The sequence below is a fragment of the Streptomyces sp. NPDC057486 genome, assembly GCF_042802415.1.
Taxonomy (GTDB): Bacteria; Actinomycetota; Actinomycetes; order Streptomycetales; family Streptomycetaceae; genus Streptomyces; species Streptomyces yanii.
Window position 1 is genome coordinate 1 of record NZ_JBHVEE010000177.1, and the last position, 18009, is coordinate 18009.

General features: G+C 70.3%; 16 protein-coding genes. 6 read left to right on the forward strand and 10 right to left on the reverse strand.

The window, feature by feature from the left end:
• Positions 1 to 31: 31 nt before the first annotated feature.
• Entirely contained in the window at positions 32 to 1120 is a 1089-nt protein-coding gene (locus ACFU6I_RS43425) for a branched-chain amino acid aminotransferase (protein ID WP_345510164.1), read from the reverse strand.
• Between the two features lie 241 nt (positions 1121 to 1361).
• Positions 1362 to 2402 (reverse strand): 3-isopropylmalate dehydrogenase, encoded by a 1041-nt coding sequence (locus tag ACFU6I_RS43430; RefSeq protein WP_384039655.1) that lies wholly within the window; start codon positions 2400 to 2402, stop codon positions 1362 to 1364.
• Between the two features lie 128 nt (positions 2403 to 2530).
• Between ACFU6I_RS43430 and ACFU6I_RS43435 the strand changes: the two genes are divergently transcribed.
• Positions 2531 to 4102 carry a purple acid phosphatase family protein gene (locus ACFU6I_RS43435; RefSeq protein ID WP_384378505.1) on the forward strand — a complete coding sequence of 524 codons (1572 nt, stop codon included), beginning with the start codon at positions 2531 to 2533 and terminating at the stop codon, positions 4100 to 4102.
• A 21-nt stretch (positions 4103 to 4123) separates the two neighbouring features.
• On the opposite strand, the gene ACFU6I_RS43440 is transcribed toward ACFU6I_RS43435, so the two are convergent.
• The 3 genes from ACFU6I_RS43440 to ACFU6I_RS43450 all read right to left on the reverse strand — a co-directional run bounded on the left by ACFU6I_RS43440 (position 4124) and on the right by ACFU6I_RS43450 (position 5573).
• Positions 4124 to 4252 carry a hypothetical protein gene (locus tag ACFU6I_RS43440; protein ID WP_093772350.1) on the reverse strand — a complete coding sequence of 43 codons (129 nt, stop codon included), beginning with the start codon at positions 4250 to 4252 and terminating at the stop codon, positions 4124 to 4126.
• A 183-nt stretch (positions 4253 to 4435) separates the two neighbouring features.
• The gene (locus ACFU6I_RS43445) at positions 4436 to 4714 is read right to left on the reverse strand and encodes a LysR substrate-binding domain-containing protein (protein WP_384378535.1); all 279 of its coding nucleotides are present in this window, start codon (positions 4712 to 4714) and stop codon (positions 4436 to 4438) included.
• A gap of 265 nt (positions 4715 to 4979) precedes the next feature.
• The gene (locus ACFU6I_RS43450) at positions 4980 to 5573 is read right to left on the reverse strand and encodes a transcriptional regulator (protein ID WP_384378508.1); all 594 of its coding nucleotides are present in this window, start codon (positions 5571 to 5573) and stop codon (positions 4980 to 4982) included.
• A gap of 24 nt (positions 5574 to 5597) precedes the next feature.
• Between ACFU6I_RS43450 and ACFU6I_RS43455 the strand changes: the two genes are divergently transcribed.
• Positions 5598 to 6461: an NAD-dependent epimerase/dehydratase family protein gene (locus tag ACFU6I_RS43455; protein ID WP_384378538.1), complete on the forward strand. Its 864-nt coding sequence runs from the start codon at positions 5598 to 5600 to the stop codon at positions 6459 to 6461.
• Positions 6462 to 6464: 3 nt separating this feature from the next.
• Here ACFU6I_RS43455 and ACFU6I_RS43460 read toward each other — a convergent pair whose 3' ends face one another.
• On the reverse strand, positions 6465 to 7010 hold the full coding sequence (locus tag ACFU6I_RS43460) for a GNAT family N-acetyltransferase (protein ID WP_384378511.1): 546 nt from the start codon (positions 7008 to 7010) through the stop codon (positions 6465 to 6467).
• A 371-nt stretch (positions 7011 to 7381) separates the two neighbouring features.
• On the opposite strand from ACFU6I_RS43460, the gene ACFU6I_RS43465 reads away from it, so the two are divergent.
• Together ACFU6I_RS43465 and ACFU6I_RS43470 are read left to right on the forward strand one after the other, a co-directional pair.
• Positions 7382 to 9274, forward strand: coding sequence for a glycoside hydrolase family 97 catalytic domain-containing protein (locus ACFU6I_RS43465; protein WP_384378514.1), 1893 nt, complete (start codon positions 7382 to 7384; stop codon positions 9272 to 9274).
• A 122-nt stretch (positions 9275 to 9396) separates the two neighbouring features.
• Positions 9397 to 9867 (forward strand): DUF1877 family protein, encoded by a 471-nt coding sequence (locus ACFU6I_RS43470; RefSeq protein WP_384378517.1) that lies wholly within the window; start codon positions 9397 to 9399, stop codon positions 9865 to 9867.
• 111 nt (positions 9868 to 9978) lie between these two features.
• Here ACFU6I_RS43470 and pruA read toward each other — a convergent pair whose 3' ends face one another.
• Together pruA and ACFU6I_RS43480 are read right to left on the reverse strand one after the other, a co-directional pair.
• Complete coding sequence (pruA, locus tag ACFU6I_RS43475) at positions 9979 to 11610, reverse strand: L-glutamate gamma-semialdehyde dehydrogenase (RefSeq protein WP_384378520.1); 1632 nt, start codon at positions 11608 to 11610, stop codon at positions 9979 to 9981.
• 52 nt (positions 11611 to 11662) lie between these two features.
• Complete coding sequence (locus ACFU6I_RS43480) at positions 11663 to 12589, reverse strand: proline dehydrogenase family protein (RefSeq protein WP_384378523.1); 927 nt, start codon at positions 12587 to 12589, stop codon at positions 11663 to 11665.
• A 183-nt stretch (positions 12590 to 12772) separates the two neighbouring features.
• Between ACFU6I_RS43480 and ACFU6I_RS43485 the strand changes: the two genes are divergently transcribed.
• A complete protein-coding gene (locus ACFU6I_RS43485) occupies positions 12773 to 13921 on the forward strand; it encodes a helix-turn-helix domain-containing protein (protein WP_345510174.1) in 1149 nt (382 codons plus the stop codon).
• Positions 13922 to 13934: 13 nt separating this feature from the next.
• Here the strand turns inward: ACFU6I_RS43485 and ACFU6I_RS43490 are convergent, their stop codons facing one another.
• Entirely contained in the window at positions 13935 to 14411 is a 477-nt protein-coding gene (locus tag ACFU6I_RS43490) for a carboxymuconolactone decarboxylase family protein (protein WP_384378526.1), read from the reverse strand.
• A gap of 47 nt (positions 14412 to 14458) precedes the next feature.
• Here ACFU6I_RS43490 and ACFU6I_RS43495 point away from each other — a divergent pair, with 47 nt between their 5' ends.
• Positions 14459 to 15883: a PLP-dependent aminotransferase family protein gene (locus ACFU6I_RS43495; protein WP_384378529.1), complete on the forward strand. Its 1425-nt coding sequence runs from the start codon at positions 14459 to 14461 to the stop codon at positions 15881 to 15883.
• A 276-nt stretch (positions 15884 to 16159) separates the two neighbouring features.
• Here the strand turns inward: ACFU6I_RS43495 and serA are convergent, their stop codons facing one another.
• Positions 16160 to 17752 carry a phosphoglycerate dehydrogenase gene (serA, locus tag ACFU6I_RS43500; RefSeq protein WP_384378532.1) on the reverse strand — a complete coding sequence of 531 codons (1593 nt, stop codon included), beginning with the start codon at positions 17750 to 17752 and terminating at the stop codon, positions 16160 to 16162.
• Between the last annotated feature and the right edge of the window lie 257 nt (positions 17753 to 18009).

The following is an 18009-nucleotide window of genomic DNA, read 5'->3' on the forward strand; positions in this document are numbered from 1 at the left end:
GGTACGGGACGTCGCCGTACGGGGCCGTGGCTCAGCCGAGCGGGTGCATCCAGCCGTGCGTGTCCTGCGCGACGCCGCGCTGGATGTCCAGCAGGCGCTCGCGCAGCTTGAGCGTGACCTCGCCGGGCCGGCCCTCGCTCTGGGTCCACTCGCCGCCCGCGGACTTGACGATGCCGACGGGGGTGATGACGGCGGCGGTGCCGCAGGCGAAGACCTCGGTGAGGGTGCCGTTCTCGGTGTCGGCGCGCCACTGGTCGATGGAGACGCGGCCCTCCTCGGACTCGTAGCCGAGGTCGCGGGCGACCTGGAGCAGCGAGTCACGGGTGACGCCGGCGAGCAGGGAACCGGTCAGGGACGGGGTGATGATCTTGTCCCCGTACACGAAGTACAGGTTCATGCCGCCGAGTTCCTCGACCCACTTGTGCTCCACGGCGTCGAGATAGGCGACCTGGTCGCAGCCCTTCGCGGACGCCTCGGCCTGGGCGAGGAGGGATGCCGCGTAGTTGCCGCCGGTCTTGGCGTCGCCCATGCCACCGGGGACGGCGCGGACACGGTCCTCGGAGAGCCAGATCGAGACCGGCTTGACGCCACCGGCGAAGTACGCGCCGGCCGGCGAGGCGATGACGATGAAGAGGTACTCGTTGGCGGGCTTCACACCGAGGCCGACCTCGGACGCGATCATGAACGGGCGCAGGTAGAGCGACTCCTCGCCGCCGTGGGCCGGAACCCATGCCTTGTCCTGCTGGACCAGCGCGTCGCACGCCTCGATGAACGTCTCGACCGGGAGCTCCGGCATGGCGAGCCGGTGTGCGGAACGCTGGAAGCGCTTGGCGTTGGCCTCGGGGCGGAAGCTGGCCACCGAGCCGTCGGGCTGGCGGTAGGCCTTGAGCCCCTCGAAGATCTCCTGCGCGTAGTGCAGGACGTTGGTGGCGGGATCGATCGAGAGCGGGCCGTAGGGAACGAGCTGGCCGTCGTGCCAGCCGCGGCCTTCGGTCCACTTGATGATCACCATGTGATCGGTGAAGTAGCGGCCGAATCCGGGGTTGGCCAGGATCGCCTCGCGCTCCGCGTCGGACAGCGGGGTCGAAGAGGGCTTGAGCTCGATCGTGGGCGTCGTCATGAGTGCGTGTCCTTCACCGGTTTTGTGTGTGATGGACCGCGCTCACGCCGACTCCTGTCAGACAGGTGCTGGGACGTCCGAGCTTTACCGCAAGCCACGGCCCGTTCGATTATCTCTCGCGGGGACCCGTGCACGAAATGACGTGAATGCGGTCCAGGGTTCGATGGTTGCACCCGGGACCACACAGGAGAAGCCGCCGGGTGAGGTGGGGACCCGGCGGCTTCGAAATGGAGTCGTCGGGTCAGCTCGCTACGCGTACCGCGAGCGCGTCACCGATTTCCGAGGTCGTACGAGGGGTGTCGCCGCGCTCCGCGAGGTCGGCGGAGACGGCCTCCTCGATGCGCGCAGCCTCGGCCTCGTAGCCCAGGTGGCGCAGCAGGAGGGCGACGGAGAGCACCGCGGCCGTGGGGTCGGCCTTGCCCTGCCCCGCGATGTCCGGGGCGGAGCCATGGACCGGCTCGAACATCGAGGGGAACTCGCCGCTCGGGTTGATGTTCCCCGAGGCCGCGACGCCGATGCCGCCGGAGACGGCCGCGGCGAGGTCGGTGATGATGTCGCCGAAGAGGTTGTCGGTGACGATCACGTCGAAGCGCTCGGGCTGCGTGACGAGGAAGATCGTCGCCGCGTCCACGTGCAGGTAGTCGGTGGTGACGTCCGGGAACTCGGCCGCGACCTTGTTGAAGATGTTGGTCCACAGGTGCCCGGCGTAGGTCAGCACGTTGTTCTTGTGGACCAGCGTCAGCTTCTTGCGCGGGCGGGCCTGGGCGCGGGCGAAGGCGTCACGGACCACACGCTCGACACCGAAGGCGGTGTTGACCGAGACCTCGGTGGCGACCTCGTGCGGGGTGCCGGTGCGGATCGAGCCGCCATTGCCGGTGTACGGACCCTCGGTGCCCTCACGGACCACGACGAAGTCGATCTCCGGCTGCCCCTTGAGCGGGGTCGCGACACCCGGGAGGAGCTTCGACGGCCGCAGGTTCACATGGTGGTCGAAGAGGAAACGGAGCTTCAGCAGAAAGCCGCGCTCCAGGACGCCCGACGGGACCGAGGGGTCACCGATCGCGCCGAGCAGGATAGCGTCGTGCTGCTTGAGCGCCTGGACATCGGCGTCGGTGAGGGTCTCACCGGTCGCGTGGTAACGCTTGGCGCCGAAGTCGAATTCCTTGGTCTCCAGCTTCACATCCTGCGGGAGAACGGCGTTGAGGACCTTGAGGCCCTGAGCCACGACCTCCTGGCCGATACCGTCACCGGGGACCACTGCGAGATTGATGCTGCGAGTCATGTCGGCAGCCTACTGCTCGTCCCACCTTGTGACATTTCACGTCCACTATACGGACACATGGGATGGTGTACGTGTGTCGTTCACTCATCCGATGGGGCGGCGTCGGCACACGGGTGGATGTTCTGGCCATGGACATCCCTCGTTTCGGCATCCCCGAGAAGCTCGCCGACCGCATGACCATGGCGGAGCAGCACGACTGTCTGCGCACCCGGCTGACCCGGCGCGGCGCGCTGCGCACCGGCGTGGCGACCGCGGCCGTCGCCGGTGCCGGTCTGGGCACCGGGCTCGCGGCCTCGCCCGCCTCCGCCGCACCCACTGTGCTCACCTCGCGCACCTCCACCCAGGTGGACGGCTCACTGGTCGCACCGTTCGGGCGGCATCTCGCGTACGGCGCCGACCCGAAGACGCAGATGCGGGTCTCCTGGCAGGTCCCGTTCGCTGTCCGGCGCCCGTACATCCGCATCGGCCTCAAGCCGTGGGCGCTGAGCCGCAAGATCGACGCCGAGGTGCGGCACCTGACCACCCCGCTGCTGAACGACGGCAGGATCGCGGCCGCCGAGCAGTTCTACGTACACGCGGGCCTCGACCGGCTGCAGCCCGGCACGACGTACTACTACGGCGTCGGCCACGACGGTTTCGACCCGGCGGACACCCGCAATCTGGGCACGCTCGGCACCTTCACCACCGCACCTTCGCGCGCCGAGTCCTTCACCTTCACCGCCTTCGGTGACCAGGGCGTCAGCTACCACGCCCTCGGCAACGACCAGCTGATCCTCGGTCAGAACCCGGCCTTCCACCTGCACGCGGGCGACATCTGCTACGCCGACCCGTCCGGCTCCGGCCGGACGACCGACACGTACGACGCCCGCACCTGGGACCAGTTCCTGGCACAGACGGAGACCGTCTCGAAGACCGTGCCGTGGATGGTGACCACCGGCAACCACGACATGGAGGCGTGGTACTCGCCCGATGGGTACGGCGGCCAGAACGCCCGCTGGTCGCTGCCGGACAACGGCCCCGACCCGGCGGGCCAGCCCGGCGCCTACTCGTTCGTGCACGGCGACGTGGGCGTGGTCGCGCTCGACGCCAACGACGTCTCGTACGAGATCCCCGCCAACTTCGGGATCAGCGACGGCAAGCAGACCCGTTGGCTCGACCGGCGCCTCGGCGAGCTGAGGGCCCGCCACGACATCGACTTCCTCGTGGTCTTCTTCCATCACTGCGCCTTCTCGACGACCAATGCGCACGCGTCGGACGGCGGTGTGCGGGACGCCTGGGTGCCCCTCTTCGAGAAGCACCAGGTGGACCTCGTCATCAACGGCCACAACCACGTGTACGAGCGCACCGACGCGATACTGAAGAACGCGGTCGCACGGAAGGTGCCGATCGGCGAGCACACCGACCCGACGCGGGACGGCATCGTGTACGTCACGGCGGGCGGCGCGGGCAAGGCGCTGTACAACTTCCCGGCGCCCGACACGTACGAGGGGCACATCGAGGACCAGGAGAGCGTGGACACGTACCACGTGGTCAAGGGCGGCGACAGGGCGACGGAGACCGTGGAGTGGTCACGGGTGCGCTACACCGGCTTCTCGTTCCTCGCGGTAGAGGTCCAGCCCGGGCCGCATGCCCGGATGAAGGTCACCGCGCTCGCCGAGTCGGGCGAGCGCATCGACCACTTCGAGATCAGCCGCGGCTGAGCACTGCCGGACGGACCGGCCTCAGTGGCCGGTGGAGCCGCCGTTGTCCCTGCGGTCGAGGGCTCGCTGCAGGGCGGCGGCGGCATTCTGGCGCTCCGACTCGGTCGGGCGGTGGGTGTGTCGGACGCGGCGGACAGTCGTCTCGGCCATGATGGATCGACTCCTTGAGATCGCGAGGATTTCGAGATCGAAAAAACGTGAGCGTGATTTCGAGATCGGGATTTCGAGGCGCCGGAAGGGGCGGGGAGCGGATGCCGCAGGGGTTGCCTGCACGGGGCATGCGCTCACGACCGCCAGTCGCTGGATCTAGCGAGACGTTCGGCTTCTACAAAGCTAGGACAGCTCGGCCGGTCTGTCTCCACAATTACTCGGACTTCCTACTATCTGAGACGGGGGTTTACGGCCTGCAGCCCGAAGTTCACGGATCGGAGCCCGGACAGCAAGGGATTGTGCCTGCTCAGGGGTGGTGACACAGCCGACGGAGCGGGTCGGCCGCTCCGGTCCGAGATCAGTGATCTCGACGTTGCCGGGTACTCCTTCGAGGGAGAGCTGCGGCATGATCGCCATTCCGAGACCACGGGACACCATCGAGAGCACCGCTCCGTCGTACACGACCTCCGTCGTTGCCGACGGGATCCACTCCTGCGCGGCCCACCGGTCCAGTCGCAGAATGCGCCGGGCGTGGGCGACCGCCCCGGCGCCCGCCGCGGTCGGCCCGGCACGGGGCGCGGGTGTGACGGCGGGCGTCGCGACCCCGGCGGGCAATCGTTCTTCAACCAGCCGAACGGGCTCGGCCGCCCGTACCCGTGTCAGCTGAGAGCCACCCCGGCCCCGGGCGGCGTCGACGGCGAGGCGCTCGGCATCAGGTCCTGACCGGTCACGGCCCGACGGTCAGGTCCTGGAGGCCCACCACACGCAGCAGTTGCAGCCGTTCGTACGCGTCCGTGCCGGGCCGGGCCGTGTGGATGACCAGCACCTGACCGTGGTCGGCGCTGAGCAGCGCCTCGCATTCCAGGTCCAGTTCCCCGACCACCGGGTGCACGAAGCGCTTGTGCTCGGCACGCCGCACGGCGACGACATGCTGGGCCCACAGCAGATCGAACTCCTCGCTCGCCGCACGCAGTTCATCGACGAGCGCGATGAGCGCGACATCACCGGGGCGGGCGGCGAGCACCGCGCGGAGCTGGCCGACATGGCTGCGGGAGTGCGCCTCGTGGTCCTCTGCCGGGAAGAGCGCCCGCCCCTCGGGGGCGGTGAACCAGGACCGGATGATGTTGTACCCCGGCTGGTGCTCACCGGTCAGCGCCACGGCCATGGCGTTCTGGGCGAGGACCTCGCCGCGGTCGCTCAGGACCTGGGCGGGTGCGTCGTGCAGTCGGTCGAGGACCATCAACAGCCCGGGGCGCACATGCTGGGTCGGATAGCCCCGTCTCTCCCGCCGGCCGGCGGCCCGTCGCAGGGTGATGGACATCGGAAGCGACGAGAGGAACCGATGATGCTGATTCTGGCGACGGGAGCCACGGGACAGGTCGGCCGGCGTTTCGTACCGCGGCTGCTGCGGCGGGCCGCCCCCGGTGACATGGTGCGGGTGATCGTGCGGGACGAGGAGCGGGGTGCACCCCTCGCCGCGCTGGGGGCCGAGGTCGTCGTCGGTGACCTCCGGGACCCGGAGGACGTACGGAAGGCGCTGGCCGGAACGGACGCGGTGGTGAACATCGCGGCGGCGTTCCGCGGGGTGCCTGACGAGGAGGCATGGGCGGTCAACCATGCCGCTGCGCTGACCCTGGGCCGGGCGGCCGTGGAGGCGGGCACGCAACGGTTCGTGCAGGTGGGCACGAACCTCGCGTACGGCGCGGGGCGCGGCAGGCCGCTGACGGAGGACGACGCCCCGGTGCCGGGCGGGCCGCTGTGGGGTGCGTACACCGAGTCCAAGGTGGCGGCCGAGGAGGGCCTGCTCGCGCTCCACCGCGACCACGGGCTCGATGTCCGGATCGCCGTCCTGGCCTTTGTGTACGGCGAGGGCGACCCGCACCTCGCGCAGTCGATGGCCTGGGCCGGGCAGTGGGCGGCCACGCAGCGGCTCGCGATGGTGCACCACGCTGATGTCGCGCAGGGACTGCTGCGGCTGCTGTACGCACCGGGCCCGGCAGGTCGCCGCTACAACTTCTCGGACGACGCCCCGTTGACGGCGGTGGAGCTGCACCAGCTCAACGGGGTCGCGCTGCCGGCCGAGTCGGCGGACCGGGTCGACCCCGACCCGTGGTACGGAATCACGTCGACGCTGCGCGCCAGGGACGAGCTGGGCTTCCGGCCGCTGTATCCGTCGGTGTGGACGGCGCGGGACGCGGGGACCCTGTAGGGATCAGAGCACGTCGCCGTCGCGCCAGTCGAAGATCAGCTTCCTGGACGGCGAGGGCAGTGGGCGGCTGCCCGCCGCCCTGACGTACGTGCTGCCCTCCTCGTCCGGCAGCAGCTCCACCCGGCTCAGCCGCTGCACGCCGATCCGCCCCTGCCACACCTGCCAGCCACGCGCCGCGTACAGGCCGGCCCCGGTGGCGGAGGCGGACAGCGCGCCGAACGTGTACGCACCGTCGATGACGCGTTCCAGCGCGGCCATCACCCGGCCGCCGAGCCCCTCGCGGCGCCGGTCGGCGCGGACGGCCACGCCCTCGACATAGCCGATGCGGTACGAGCGGTGGGCGTGTATCACCCGGCGCTGGACGACGCTGCCGTGGGCCAGGAGACCACTGTTGTCACGCGCGTAGGCGTGGATGCCGCCCAGGGTGTGGTCCCAGTCGTCGTCGCTGAAGGCGCCCTCGAAAGCGGTGTCGAGGAAGGCGCGGATCCCGTCGCGGGCGGTCGGGGTCAGCTCGTAGGTGTGCGCGATGTGCCACAGCGGCTCAGTCATGTCCCCCAGCCTCGCAGCCACCCGCGCCACCGGGTACTCGGGACGCATGTGAGCAGCTGCCACGTGTCGAAGAGTTCCGCGCCGAAAGAGAGTTGGCCCCATGAACGGCCTCTGCGCTCTCGGGCCCCGGTACCCGGACGGGCGGTGTCCGGTGCTGCTCGACGGTGAGTTCGCGACCGGACTCCCGCTCATCGTGCACGGCTGGAACTGAACGGTGACACAGTAGGAGATCCTGGACCCTGCTCTGCCGCTCGCATGAGTGATCCGACGTATTACCCGTCAGAGCCCTTGACGGTCCATCAATAGGCCTCCATTCTCCCAGCCATCGGATCACTGATCTGTCATATGAACTGTGAACTGGGGGAGGACCCGTGTTATTGCGGAACCGGATCAGGGCACTGTCGGTCGTCCTCTGCGGCGCCCTCGCGTCGACGTTGCTCCTCGCCGTCGACGCGCACGCCGAGGAGACCGGATGGACGGTACGGGACAGACCCGGCGGACCCACCGCCGAACTGCGACTGGACCGGGCGAGCGGGGCACTGGACCTGTCCGTCTCCCGTGCCGGTGCCACCGTGCTGGCCCCCTCACCCGTCGGCATCGTCACCGAGCGGGCCGACTTCTCCGCCGGACTGTCGTTCCTCGGCCGCAGTGACCGCCCGGTCGACGAGCAGTACCGAACCGCAGCGGGCAAGACGCGCAAGCGCACCGTACACATGCGTGAGGCACGCTTCCGCTTCCGCACCGGGGCGGGCGACCGGCTCGACGTGGTCGTGCGGGCTTCGGCCGACGGGGTCGCGTACCGGTACGACCTGCCGGGCGACACCGGAGACGTTCTGCACGAGACCTCGGCGTTCACCCTGCCCGAGGGTTCCTCCGCCTGGCTCGGCGCCTACCGCAAGGACAACGAGAACCTCTTCAACGGGTACACCACGTCCGGCGCCCCGGCCGGCGAGTACATGATGCAGGCACTCTTCCGTGCCGGAAACAGCTATGCCCTGGTGGCCGAGTCCGATCTCACCGGCGGCTACTCAGGGGCCCGGCTGACCCATGACGCAGGCTCCTCCACCTACCGCGTCAAGCTCTGGGACGCGCAGGTGCAGACGGCCGGTGCGCTCACCACCCCGTGGCGCGCCGTGGTCACCGGCGACCTGGCGACCATCACCGGGTCGACGTTCACCGACGACCTCGCCCCGGCGTCCAAGGTCCGTGACACCTCGTGGATCAGGCCCGGCCGGGCCCTGTGGACCTGGCTCGCGGGCGGTCGTCCGGCGGGGCAGAGTCTGGAGATGCAGAAGGGATACGTCGACTACGCGGCCGCCCGCCACTGGCCGTACACCGTCGTCGACGCGGGCTGGTACTTCGACCCCGCACAGTGGGACGTCACCGACCCCGACTGGCAGACCCACAGCTGGATCCCGGAGCTGGTGCGCTACGGCAGGGAGCGCGGCGTCGGAATCCAGGTCTGGATCCACCACCGCGACCTGGACACCGCCGAGGAGCGGGCCCAGTGGCTGCCCACGCTCGAGAAGTGGGGCGTCAAGGGGGTGAAGATCGACTTCATGGACTCGGAGGCGCAGGAGACATTCCGGTGGTACGACAAGATCCTGCCCGAGACCGCGGCCCATCACCTCCTCGTCAACTTCCACGGTTCCACGATCCCCAAGGGCATCCAGCGCACCTGGCCGCACGTCATGTCGCTGGAGGGCGTCAACGGTGAGGAGAAGAAGACCAACACGGCCCAGCACCTGACCACGCTCCCCTTCACCCGGAACGTGATCGGTTCCATGGACTTCACACCCGGCGCCTTCCACCGTCCCAACCGGCCCAACGCCGCCTCCGACGCAAGCGAGTTGGGCCTGTCAGTGCTCTACGAGTCCGGCGTCCAGAACCTGGCCGGCACCCCCGAGTCCTACGATGCCCGTCCGGAGGCGCGGCACTTCCTGGAGCAGCTTCCGGATGCCTGGGACGACACCCGGCTGCTGGCCGGTGAGCCCGGGAGCAGCGCGGTCCTGGCCCGCCGCAGCGGCAGCCGCTGGTTCATCGGCGGTACGTACGCGGGCGCGGCGCACACCGCCGAGGTGCCGCTGCGGATCGGGTCCGGCCGGTGGCTGGTGGAGACGGTGACGGACGGGCCGAACGGGCTGGTCCGCACGGCCCGCACGGTGCGGGGCGGGGACACTCTGTCGGTGGAAATCATTTCCGACGGCGGCTTCGCCGCGGTCGCCTGCCGTTGGTCCCCGGGCCGCACCTCCTGCGACCGGTAGCGGGGGCCGGACCGCCCACCGGGCTCGCCCACCGGCAACCGCGCGCCGTTGTCAGTGGGCACCCCTACTGTTCACGGACGGGACAGGGGCCGCGTGCGGCGGCCCGGCGGGAGGGGACAGCGATGAGCTTCAGCATGCAGGCACGGGCCGTTCCGGCAACCGGGCTGCCGCAGAACTTCGCCGGGGTGGCGGCGGTCTTCGCGGACACGGACGACGAGCTCGACCGCTTGGAGACGGATCTGAACATCTCCAAGGATTTCTCCGAGGTGCACAAGCTGTGCCTCACCGCGCCGCCCGGCCACGGCAGTTGCGAGCTCCCGGTCTTCGGCGGGGCCATTCATGAGGACCCGGCAGGGATCGAGGCACCGTCGGTGACTCTGGAGGCCGGGGAGGTCCGGGAGGCTGCGGAATTCCTCCGCACCCATCCGTTCGACGAGCTGTGGCGCGCGGCCGCCGATGGCGTTGCCGCGCACTGGGGCCTGCCGGAGCCCGAGATCCGCGATGTCTTCGCCCACCACTACCGGCGGGTGCTGGACTTCTACGAGCGGGCCGCGGATTCGGGCGACGCGGTGGTGAAGCGGTTCCTGTACTGAGCGGCCGTATGCCGGAGGGGCCGAAATGGAAACCGCCTCCCGGCCGGCAGGGGAACCGGGCGGGAGGCGGGAATCATGGCGGGGCGCCGGGGTGCGGCGCCCCGAGGGGCGTCAGCCCTGGTGGGGGTAGGTGTAGTCGGTCGGCGGGACCAGCGTCTCCTTGATGGCGCGGGTCAGCGTCCAGCGCTGCAGGTTCTGCGGCGCGCCCGCCTTGTCGTTCGTACCCGAGGCACGGCCGCCACCGAAGGGCTGCTGGCCGACGACGGCACCGGTCGACTTGTCGTTGATGTAGAAGTTGCCCGCGGCGTACCGCAGCTTCTCCATCGTGTGCGCGGCCGCGGCACGGTCGTTCGCGATGACGGAACCGGTCAGCGCGTAGTCGGAGACCGACTCCATCTGCTCCAGCATCTCGTCGTACGTGTCGTCCTCGTAGACGTGCACGGCGAGGATCGGGCCGAAGTACTCGGTCGTGAAGACCTCGTTCTCCGGGTCGCTGCACACGATGACGGTCGGGCGGACGAAGTAGCCCACGGAGTCGTCGTACGTACCGCCCGCGATGATCGTGCAGGACGGGTCGGACTTGGCACGGTCGATCGCGGCCTTGTTCTTGGCGAACGAGCGCTCGTCGATGACGGCACCGATGAAGTTCGACAGGTCGGTGACGTCACCCATGGTGATGGAGTCGACCTCGGCCGCGAACTTCTCCTTGAAACCGGAGTTCCAGATGGAGGCCGGGACGTACGCGCGGGACGAGGCCGAGCACTTCTGGCCCTGGAACTCGAAGGAGCCACGGGTCAGCGCGGTCTTCAGGACCGCGTGGTCGGCCGACGGGTGGGCGACGACGAAGTCCTTGCCACCGGTCTCGCCGACGAGCCGCGGGTAGGTGCGGTAGTTGGCGATGTTGTTGCCGACCGTCTTCCACAGGTGCTGGAAGGTCGGGGTCGAGCCGGTGAAGTGGATACCGGCCAGGTCCCGGTGGTTCAGGGCAACCTCGGAGACGGCGATTCCGTCGCCGGTCACCAGGTTGATGACGCCCTTGGGCAGACCGGCCTCCTCCAGGAGCTGCATCAGCAGCACCGCGGAGTGGGTCTGCGTCGGGGACGGCTTCCACACGACGACGTTGCCCATGAGGGCGGGGGCGGTGGGCAGGTTGCCCGCGATGGCCGTGAAGTTGAACGGCGTGATCGCGTAGACGAAGCCCTCCAGCGGGCGGTGGTCCATGCGGTTCCACACGCCCGGCGAGTTGGCCGGGGGCTGCTCGGCGAGGATCTGGCGCGCGTAGTGCACGTTGAAGCGCCAGAAGTCGACGAGCTCACAGGGGGTGTCGATCTCGGCCTGCTGGGCGGTCTTCGACTGGCCGAGCATCGTGGACGCGGCCAGCGTCTCGCGCCAGGGGCCGGACAGCAGCTCGGCGGCGCGCAGGATGATCGCGGCGCGGTCGTCGAAGGACATCGCACGCCACGCCGGGGCGGCGGCGAGGGCGGCGTCGATCGCGTCCTGGGCGTCCTGCTCGGTGGCGCCGGCGAAGGTACCGATGACGGCCTTGTGGTTGTGCGGCTGCACGACGTCGAAGCGCTCGCCGCCGCCCATCCGCTTCTCGCCGCCGATGGTCATCGGCAGGTCGATCGGGTTCTCGGCGAGCTCCTTGAGCTTCACCTCCAGGCGGGCACGCTCCGGGGAACCCGGGGCGTAGGAGTGGACCGGCTCGTTGACCGGCGCGGGGACCTGGGTCACAGCGTCCATGAGTGCCTTGTCTCCTTGCTTCAGCGGGGTGGGGGGCAGCGGGGCGGGCGGGTCAGCCCTTGGTGAGGATGGAACGGGCGAAGAACAGCAGGTTGGCCGGCTTCTCCGCGAGGCGGCGCATGAAGTAGCCGTACCAGTCGGTGCCGTACGCGGTGTAGACGCGCATCCGGTGCCCCTCGGCGGCGAGCCGGACGTGCTCGTCGCTGCGGATCCCGTACAGCATCTGGAACTCGTACTCATCCAGTTTGCGCCCGGCCTTGCGTGCCAGCTCCTGGCTGATGGCAATCAGCCGCGGGTCGTGGGACCCGATCATCGGGTAGCCCTCGCCGTCCATCAGGACCTTCAGGATGCGGACGTACGCCTTGTCGATCTCGGCCTTGTCCTGGTACGCGACGGAGGCGGGCTCCTTGTAGGCGCCCTTCACGATGCGGACGCGGCTGCCTGCGGCGGCGAGGCGGCGGGCGTCCTCCTCGGTGCGGAACAGGTACGCCTGGATGACACAGCCGGTCTGCGGGTAGTCCTTCCGCAGCTCCTCGTGGATGGCGAACATCGAGTCGAGGGTGGTGTGGTCCTCGGCGTCCAGGGTGACCGTGGTGCCGATCGCCGCGGCGGCCTCGACGACGGGGCGCACATTGGCGAGCGCCATCTCGTGGCCGCCCTCCAGCGCCTGGCCGAACATCGACAGCTTGACGGACATCTCGGCCCTGGTGCCCAGGCCGAGGTCCTTCAGGCGGTCGATCAGCTCCAGGTAGGCGTCGCGCGCGGCGGTGGCCTGCTCCGGCGTGGTGATGTCCTCGCCCACGACGTCGAGGGTGACCTCCAGGCCCTTCCCGGTGGCGTCCTTGATGATCGGGACGACCTGCTCGACCGTCTCGCCGGCGATGAACCGGTCGACGACCTGCTTGGTCCCCGGGGCGGCCGAAATGAATCGGCGCATCTTGTCACTGCGCGACGCAGCGAGAATCACGGGAGCCAGCACGGGGCACCTCCAACGGAAAGGTATGTACGGGGGCCGTATCGGCAGGAACTGAATCAGACCGGTACAGCACGGAGAACCACCGTGAAATCTAAGGATCTCGCCGATCCTGTGCCATCGACAGCTGTCACGCATCCGTGCACTGGATCTCAGACATATGTCTGAAGGGGGTGCGAGAATGGCCGGGTGAAGGGCGATTACCAGGAGCTGGTCGACGAGATCTCCGCGCTGCTCGGCGTCCCCGCCACGCTGGAGGACCGGGACTTCGGTCTGGTCGCCTTCGGGGCGCACGACAGCGACGACGACACGGCGATGGACCCGGTCCGTACCCGGTCGATCCTGACCCGCCGCTCCACCCCGGCGGTCCGCGCGTGGTTCGAGGGCTTCGGCATCGCCCGCGCCACCGGCCCGGTCCGGATCCCGGCCGCCCCGGAGGCGGGTGTGTTCCGGGGCCGGATCTGTCTGCCGGTACGCCATCGGGGTGTCGTGCTCGGTTACGTATGGCTGCTCGACGCGGACCCCGGGCCGACCGACGAACAGCTGACCGCGGCGATGGACGTGGCGGCGCGGATCGGGGCGCTGCTCTCCGAGGAGGCACGGGCCGGCACGGACCTGTCACGGGAGTTCGGCGCGGTGCTCACCGCCGGGCGGGGCTGGCAGCGCGACATGGCGGTCGCCGCGCTCCGGGAGGCGCTGGGCCCGGACGCGGACGGCCTGCACACGGTGGTCTGTGTGACGCCGTGGCCGGACGAGATGCCATCGGCCCGTACGGTGCCGTCGGCTGCGGCGCTGTCCACCGTCCCGTCGCCGGCGCGAGCGGGCACCCTGTCGCTGGCAGCGCTGGTCCGGCTGCGCTCATCCGACGTGCTCGACCCGGCTGTCACGGCCGCGGACCGGCTGCGGACCGCCGCCGGCCGCACGGCGACCGCCGGAATCGGAGTCCCCCGCCGAGGCCTGCCGGAGCTGGCCGCGGCCTGGCACGAGGCCGCGGCCGCAGCCCGCGCGGCGGCCGCGGAGTCCCGCCTCGGCCCGGTCGCCGAATGGTCCGCCATCGGCCCGTACCGTCTGCTGACCGCCCTCCCGCCGGCCACCGACACCGCCCCGGACCTCACCGTCCGGACGCTGCTCACCCCGCCCCACGCGGAGCTGGCCCGCACCGCCGAGGTGTTCCTCGACTGCGCGGGCCAGGCGAGCCGGACGGCGGCCGAGCTGGGCATCCACCGTCAGACGCTCTACTACCGGCTGTCCCGGGTCGAGCAGCTCACCGGCCTGGACCTCAACGACGGCGAGGACCGGCTGCTGCTGCACATGGCGCTGAAGGGTGCCCGGCTCTGAGCTCCGGCCGCGCTCAGTGCGCCACCCGCTCGTCCGTGCCCGCCACCTTGGCAGTGCTCAGCGCGATGCGGTTCCAGGTGTTGATCGTGAAGATCAGGGCGAGCAGCCCGGCCAGCTCGGTCTCCTCGAAGTGGGCGGCCGCGCGGGCGTAGACGTCGTCCGGGACGCCACCCCTGGAGACCAGGGTGACGGCCTCGGTGAGCGCGAGCGCCGCCTGCTCCTTCTCCGTGAAGAAGTGCGCGGCCTCCGGCCAGACGGCGACCATGTGCAGCCGCTCCTCGCTCTCACCGGCCTTGCGGGCGTCCGTGGTGTGCATGTGGAGGCAGTACGCGCACCCGTTGAGCTGGGACGACCTGATCTGGACCAGCTCGACGAGTGCGGGGTCCAGGTCCTGGCGGGCGGCGGCGTCGAAACCGATGAGGGCCTTGAACGCCTTCGGCGCGGCCTTGGCGAAGTTGATCCGAGGGGTGACTGCGTCGTTGTTCGTCATGACCACTACGCTACGGAGTCGGGCGACCTCACGTAGGGTGCATTTTCATGGCGGAATCATGGGTCAATTCGGCGGAGCGGATCGGCAGCGACCTGCTGTTGGAGCTGACCGGTCCCGGCAGTCGCCGGAGCGTTCTCATCCGTGCCCTGCGGGACGCCGTACGGGAGGGCAGGCTGGCCCCGGGCACCCGGCTGCCGCCCTACCGCTCGCTCGCCGCCGACCTCGGCCTGGCCCGCAACACCGTCGCCGACGCCTATGCCGAGCTGGTCGCCGAGGGCTGGCTGACCGCCCGGCAGGGCTCCGGCACCCGGGTCGCGCACCGCGCTGCCCCGGTGGCCCCGGCCCGGGTGCCGAAGAGGACGCCGACCCGCCCCGCCCCTCCCGTGCACAATCTCCGGCAGGGCCAGCCGGACGCGGGCTCCTTCCCCCGTGCACCCTGGCTTGCCGCCTCCCGCCGCGCCGTGAACGCGGCACCGAACGACGCCTTCGGGCCCGGTGATCCGCAGGGCCGGATCGAGCTGCGCCGGGCGCTGGCCGACTATCTGGCGCGCGCCCGAGGGGTGCGCTGTGTGCCCGAACGGATCGTGATCTGCTCCGGCTTCGCGCACGCGCTGCGGCTGCTGTTCGGCGGCGGGGTGCTGCGCGGACCGCTGGCGGTGGAGTCGTACGGGCTCGGTTTCCACCGCTCCCTGCTGGCTGCCGCCTCGGTGCGTACGGTCCCGCTGGCGCTCGACGAACACGGGGCACGCACCGGCGAGTTGACCGGTCTGCCGGGCGTGCGGAGTGTGCTGCTCACCCCGGCCCACCAGTTCCCGACAGGTGGGCCACTGCACCCGAAGCGGCGCACGGCCACCGTCGACTGGGCGCGCACCCGCGGCGGACTGGTCCTGGAGGACGACTACGACGGGGAGTTCCGCTACGACCGTGAACCGGTCGGCGCCCTCCAGGGACTCGACCCGGACCGGGTCGTCCACCTCGGCTCCGTCAGCAAGAGCCTCTCCCCCGCGGTCCGGCTGGGCTGGATGGTGCTTCCCGGGCAGCTCGTCGACGCCGTACTGGCCGCCAAGGGCGAACGCGAGGGCTGGGCGAGCGTCCTGGACCAGCTCGCGCTCGCCGAGTTCATCGAGTCCGGCCACTACGACCGGCACATCCGCCGGATGCGGCAGCGCTACCGGCGCCGCCGCGACCAACTGGTCGCCGCCCTCTCCGAACACGCCCCGCACATCACCCCCACCGGCATCGCGGCAGGTCTGCACGCCGTTCTGCGGCTGCCTCCCGGCACCGAGCGCTCCACCGTCAAGGCCGCGGCCTGGCAGGGGCTCGCGCTGGACCCGCTCGCCGACTTCCGGCACCCGGCCGCCACGATGCCCGCCGAGGACGGCCTGGTCGTGGGCTATGCGACGCCGCCGGACCATGCGTACGGCGCGGCGCTGGAGGCGCTGTGCCGGGCCCTGCCACCGCCCTCCGTCTGACCGGGTCCACGCATGTCCGGGCCGGGCCCGTGGAGGACGGAACCGGCCCGGCACTCAGTGGTGCCCGGGCGGCTTCCGGTGATCGTCCTGAGGCCGTCCGTCAGATCCTGCGGCGACGGAGCGGGCCGTCGTCCGCCCGGCCCCCTTCTCCAACAGGCAGCGCCCGGCGCCTTCGGGCGGACTCCTACGGCGCCCCACGACAGCAGCGCACCCGGCATGCAGACGTCCGTTCAGGACGCCCGTACGCCGGGTGCGGCTGGAAAAGAAATCGGCGGATCAGTCGGTGAGGTTCACCGAACGGGCCGAGGTCGCGCCGATCTCCTCGGCGATCTCGCTGAGGACGGTCTGCGGGACGGTGTCGTCGACGGTGAGCACGACCAGTGCCTCGCCGCCCGCGGCCGCGCGCGAGACCTGCATGCCCGCGATGTTCAGCCCGGCCTCGCCGAGGATCTTGCCGACCGTGCCGACGACGCCGGGACGGTCCTCGTAGCTCAGGACGACCATGTGGTCGGCGAGCGCCAGGTCCACGTCGTGCTCACCGATCGCGACGATCTTCTGGAGGTGCTTGGGGCCGGCCAGCGTGCCGGAGACCGCGACCTCCTCACCGTCGGCGAGCGTGCCGCGGACGGTCACCACATTGCGGTGGTCCGGCGACTCGGAGCTGGTGGTGAGGCGGACCTCGACACCACGCTCCTGGGCGAAGAGCGGGGCGTTGACGTACGACACGGTCTCGTCGACGACGTCCTCGAAGACACCCTTGAGCGCGGAGAGCTCGAGCACCTTCACGTCGTGCTGGGTGATCTCGCCGTACACCTCGACGTCGAGGCGGGCCGCGACCTCTCCCGCGAGCGCGGTGAAGATACGGCCGAGCTTCTCGGCGAGGGGCAGCCCGGGACGTACGTCCTCGGCGATGACGCCGCCCTGGACGTTGACCGCGTCCGGCACGAGCTCACCGGCCAGCGCGAGGCGCACGGACTTGGCGACCGCGATGCCCGCCTTCTCCTGGGCCTCGTCGGTGGAGGCGCCCAGGTGCGGGGTGCAGACGACCTGGTCGAACTGGAACAGCGGGGAGTCCGTGCAGGGCTCCTTCGTGTACACGTCCAGACCGGCGCCGGCGACGCGGCCCTCCTTGAGGGCGGAGGCGAGCGCCTCCTCGTCGACGATGCCACCGCGCGCGGCGTTGACGATCCGCACCGAGGGCTTCACCTTGTGCAGCGCCTCGTCGCCGATCAGGCCGAGCGTCTCGGGGGTCTTGGGCAGGTGCACGGTGATGAAGTCGGAGACTTCGAGCAGCTCGTCCAGCGCGAGGAGCTTGACGCCCATCTGCGCGGCGCGGGCCGGCTGCACGTAGGGGTCGTACGCGACGATCTTCATGCCGAAGGCCGACATGCGCTGCGCGACCAGGACACCGATGCGGCCGAGGCCGACGACACCGAGGGTCTTCTCGCTCAGCTCGACGCCGGTGTACTTGGAGCGCTTCCACTCGCCCTTCTTGAGGGCGGTGTTGGCCTGGGGGATGTTGCGCGCGGTGGCGACCAGCAGACCGCAGGCCAGCTCGGCGGCGGTGACGATGTTGGAGGTCGGGGCGTTGACGACCATCACGCCGGCCTTGGTGGCCGCGGACACGTCGACGTTGTCCAGACCCACGCCCGCGCGGGCGACGACCTTCAGCTTGTTCGCGGCGGCGATGGCCTCGGCGTCGACCTTGGTGGCGGAACGCACCAGGATGGCGTCGACATCGGCGATCGCGGGGAGGAGCTCGGCGCGGTCCGCGCCGTTGCAGTGCCGGATGTCGAAGTCCGGGCCCAGGGCGTCAACCGTGGCGGGCGACAGCTCTTCAGCGATGAGTACGACAGGTTTCGAGCTCACGTGAGTCCTCACAGGTCCAGTGCGGACGGCCGTCCCGACGGCCGCAGGCGGTGGAGGGGCTTGCCGCGTGGAAGACGCACGACACTGTGGGCCTGACGCGTGTATGTGGAGAAGTGTAGTCATGCGCGAGGGCGCATTCTGCGCCCCGTTGGAAGGATCACCCACACGGGGCTGGACGACTTGTACACACGTACGACGCCGCTTCTTCCAGCGGTGTTGCAATGGATACGCCGCGGGGCGGGTCCGAAGACCCGCCC

Bases quoted from the DNA above. Each gene is read 5' to 3' on its own strand.
- ACFU6I_RS43425 (WP_345510164.1), bottom strand. From the start codon at position 1,120: ATGACGACGCCCACGATCGAGCTCAAGCCCTCTTCGACCCCGCTGTCC.
- ACFU6I_RS43455 (WP_384378538.1), top strand. From the start codon at position 5,598: ATGCTGATTCTGGCGACGGGAGCCACGGGACAGGTCGGCCGGCGTTTC.
- ACFU6I_RS43440 (WP_093772350.1), bottom strand. From the start codon at position 4,252: ATGGCCGAGACGACTGTCCGCCGCGTCCGACACACCCACCGCCCGACC.
- ACFU6I_RS43435 (WP_384378505.1), top strand. From the start codon at position 2,531: ATGGACATCCCTCGTTTCGGCATCCCCGAGAAGCTCGCCGACCGCATG.
- ACFU6I_RS43490 (WP_384378526.1), bottom strand. From the start codon at position 14,411: ATGACGAACAACGACGCAGTCACCCCTCGGATCAACTTCGCCAAGGCC.
- ACFU6I_RS43495 (WP_384378529.1), top strand. From the start codon at position 14,459: ATGGCGGAATCATGGGTCAATTCGGCGGAGCGGATCGGCAGCGACCTG.
- pruA (WP_384378520.1), bottom strand. From the start codon at position 11,610: ATGGACGCTGTGACCCAGGTCCCCGCGCCGGTCAACGAGCCGGTCCAC.
- ACFU6I_RS43450 (WP_384378508.1), bottom strand. From the start codon at position 5,573: ATGTCCATCACCCTGCGACGGGCCGCCGGCCGGCGGGAGAGACGGGGC.
- ACFU6I_RS43430 (WP_384039655.1), bottom strand. From the start codon at position 2,402: ATGACTCGCAGCATCAATCTCGCAGTGGTCCCCGGTGACGGTATCGGC.
- ACFU6I_RS43470 (WP_384378517.1), top strand. From the start codon at position 9,397: ATGAGCTTCAGCATGCAGGCACGGGCCGTTCCGGCAACCGGGCTGCCG.
- ACFU6I_RS43460 (WP_384378511.1), bottom strand. From the start codon at position 7,010: ATGACTGAGCCGCTGTGGCACATCGCGCACACCTACGAGCTGACCCCG.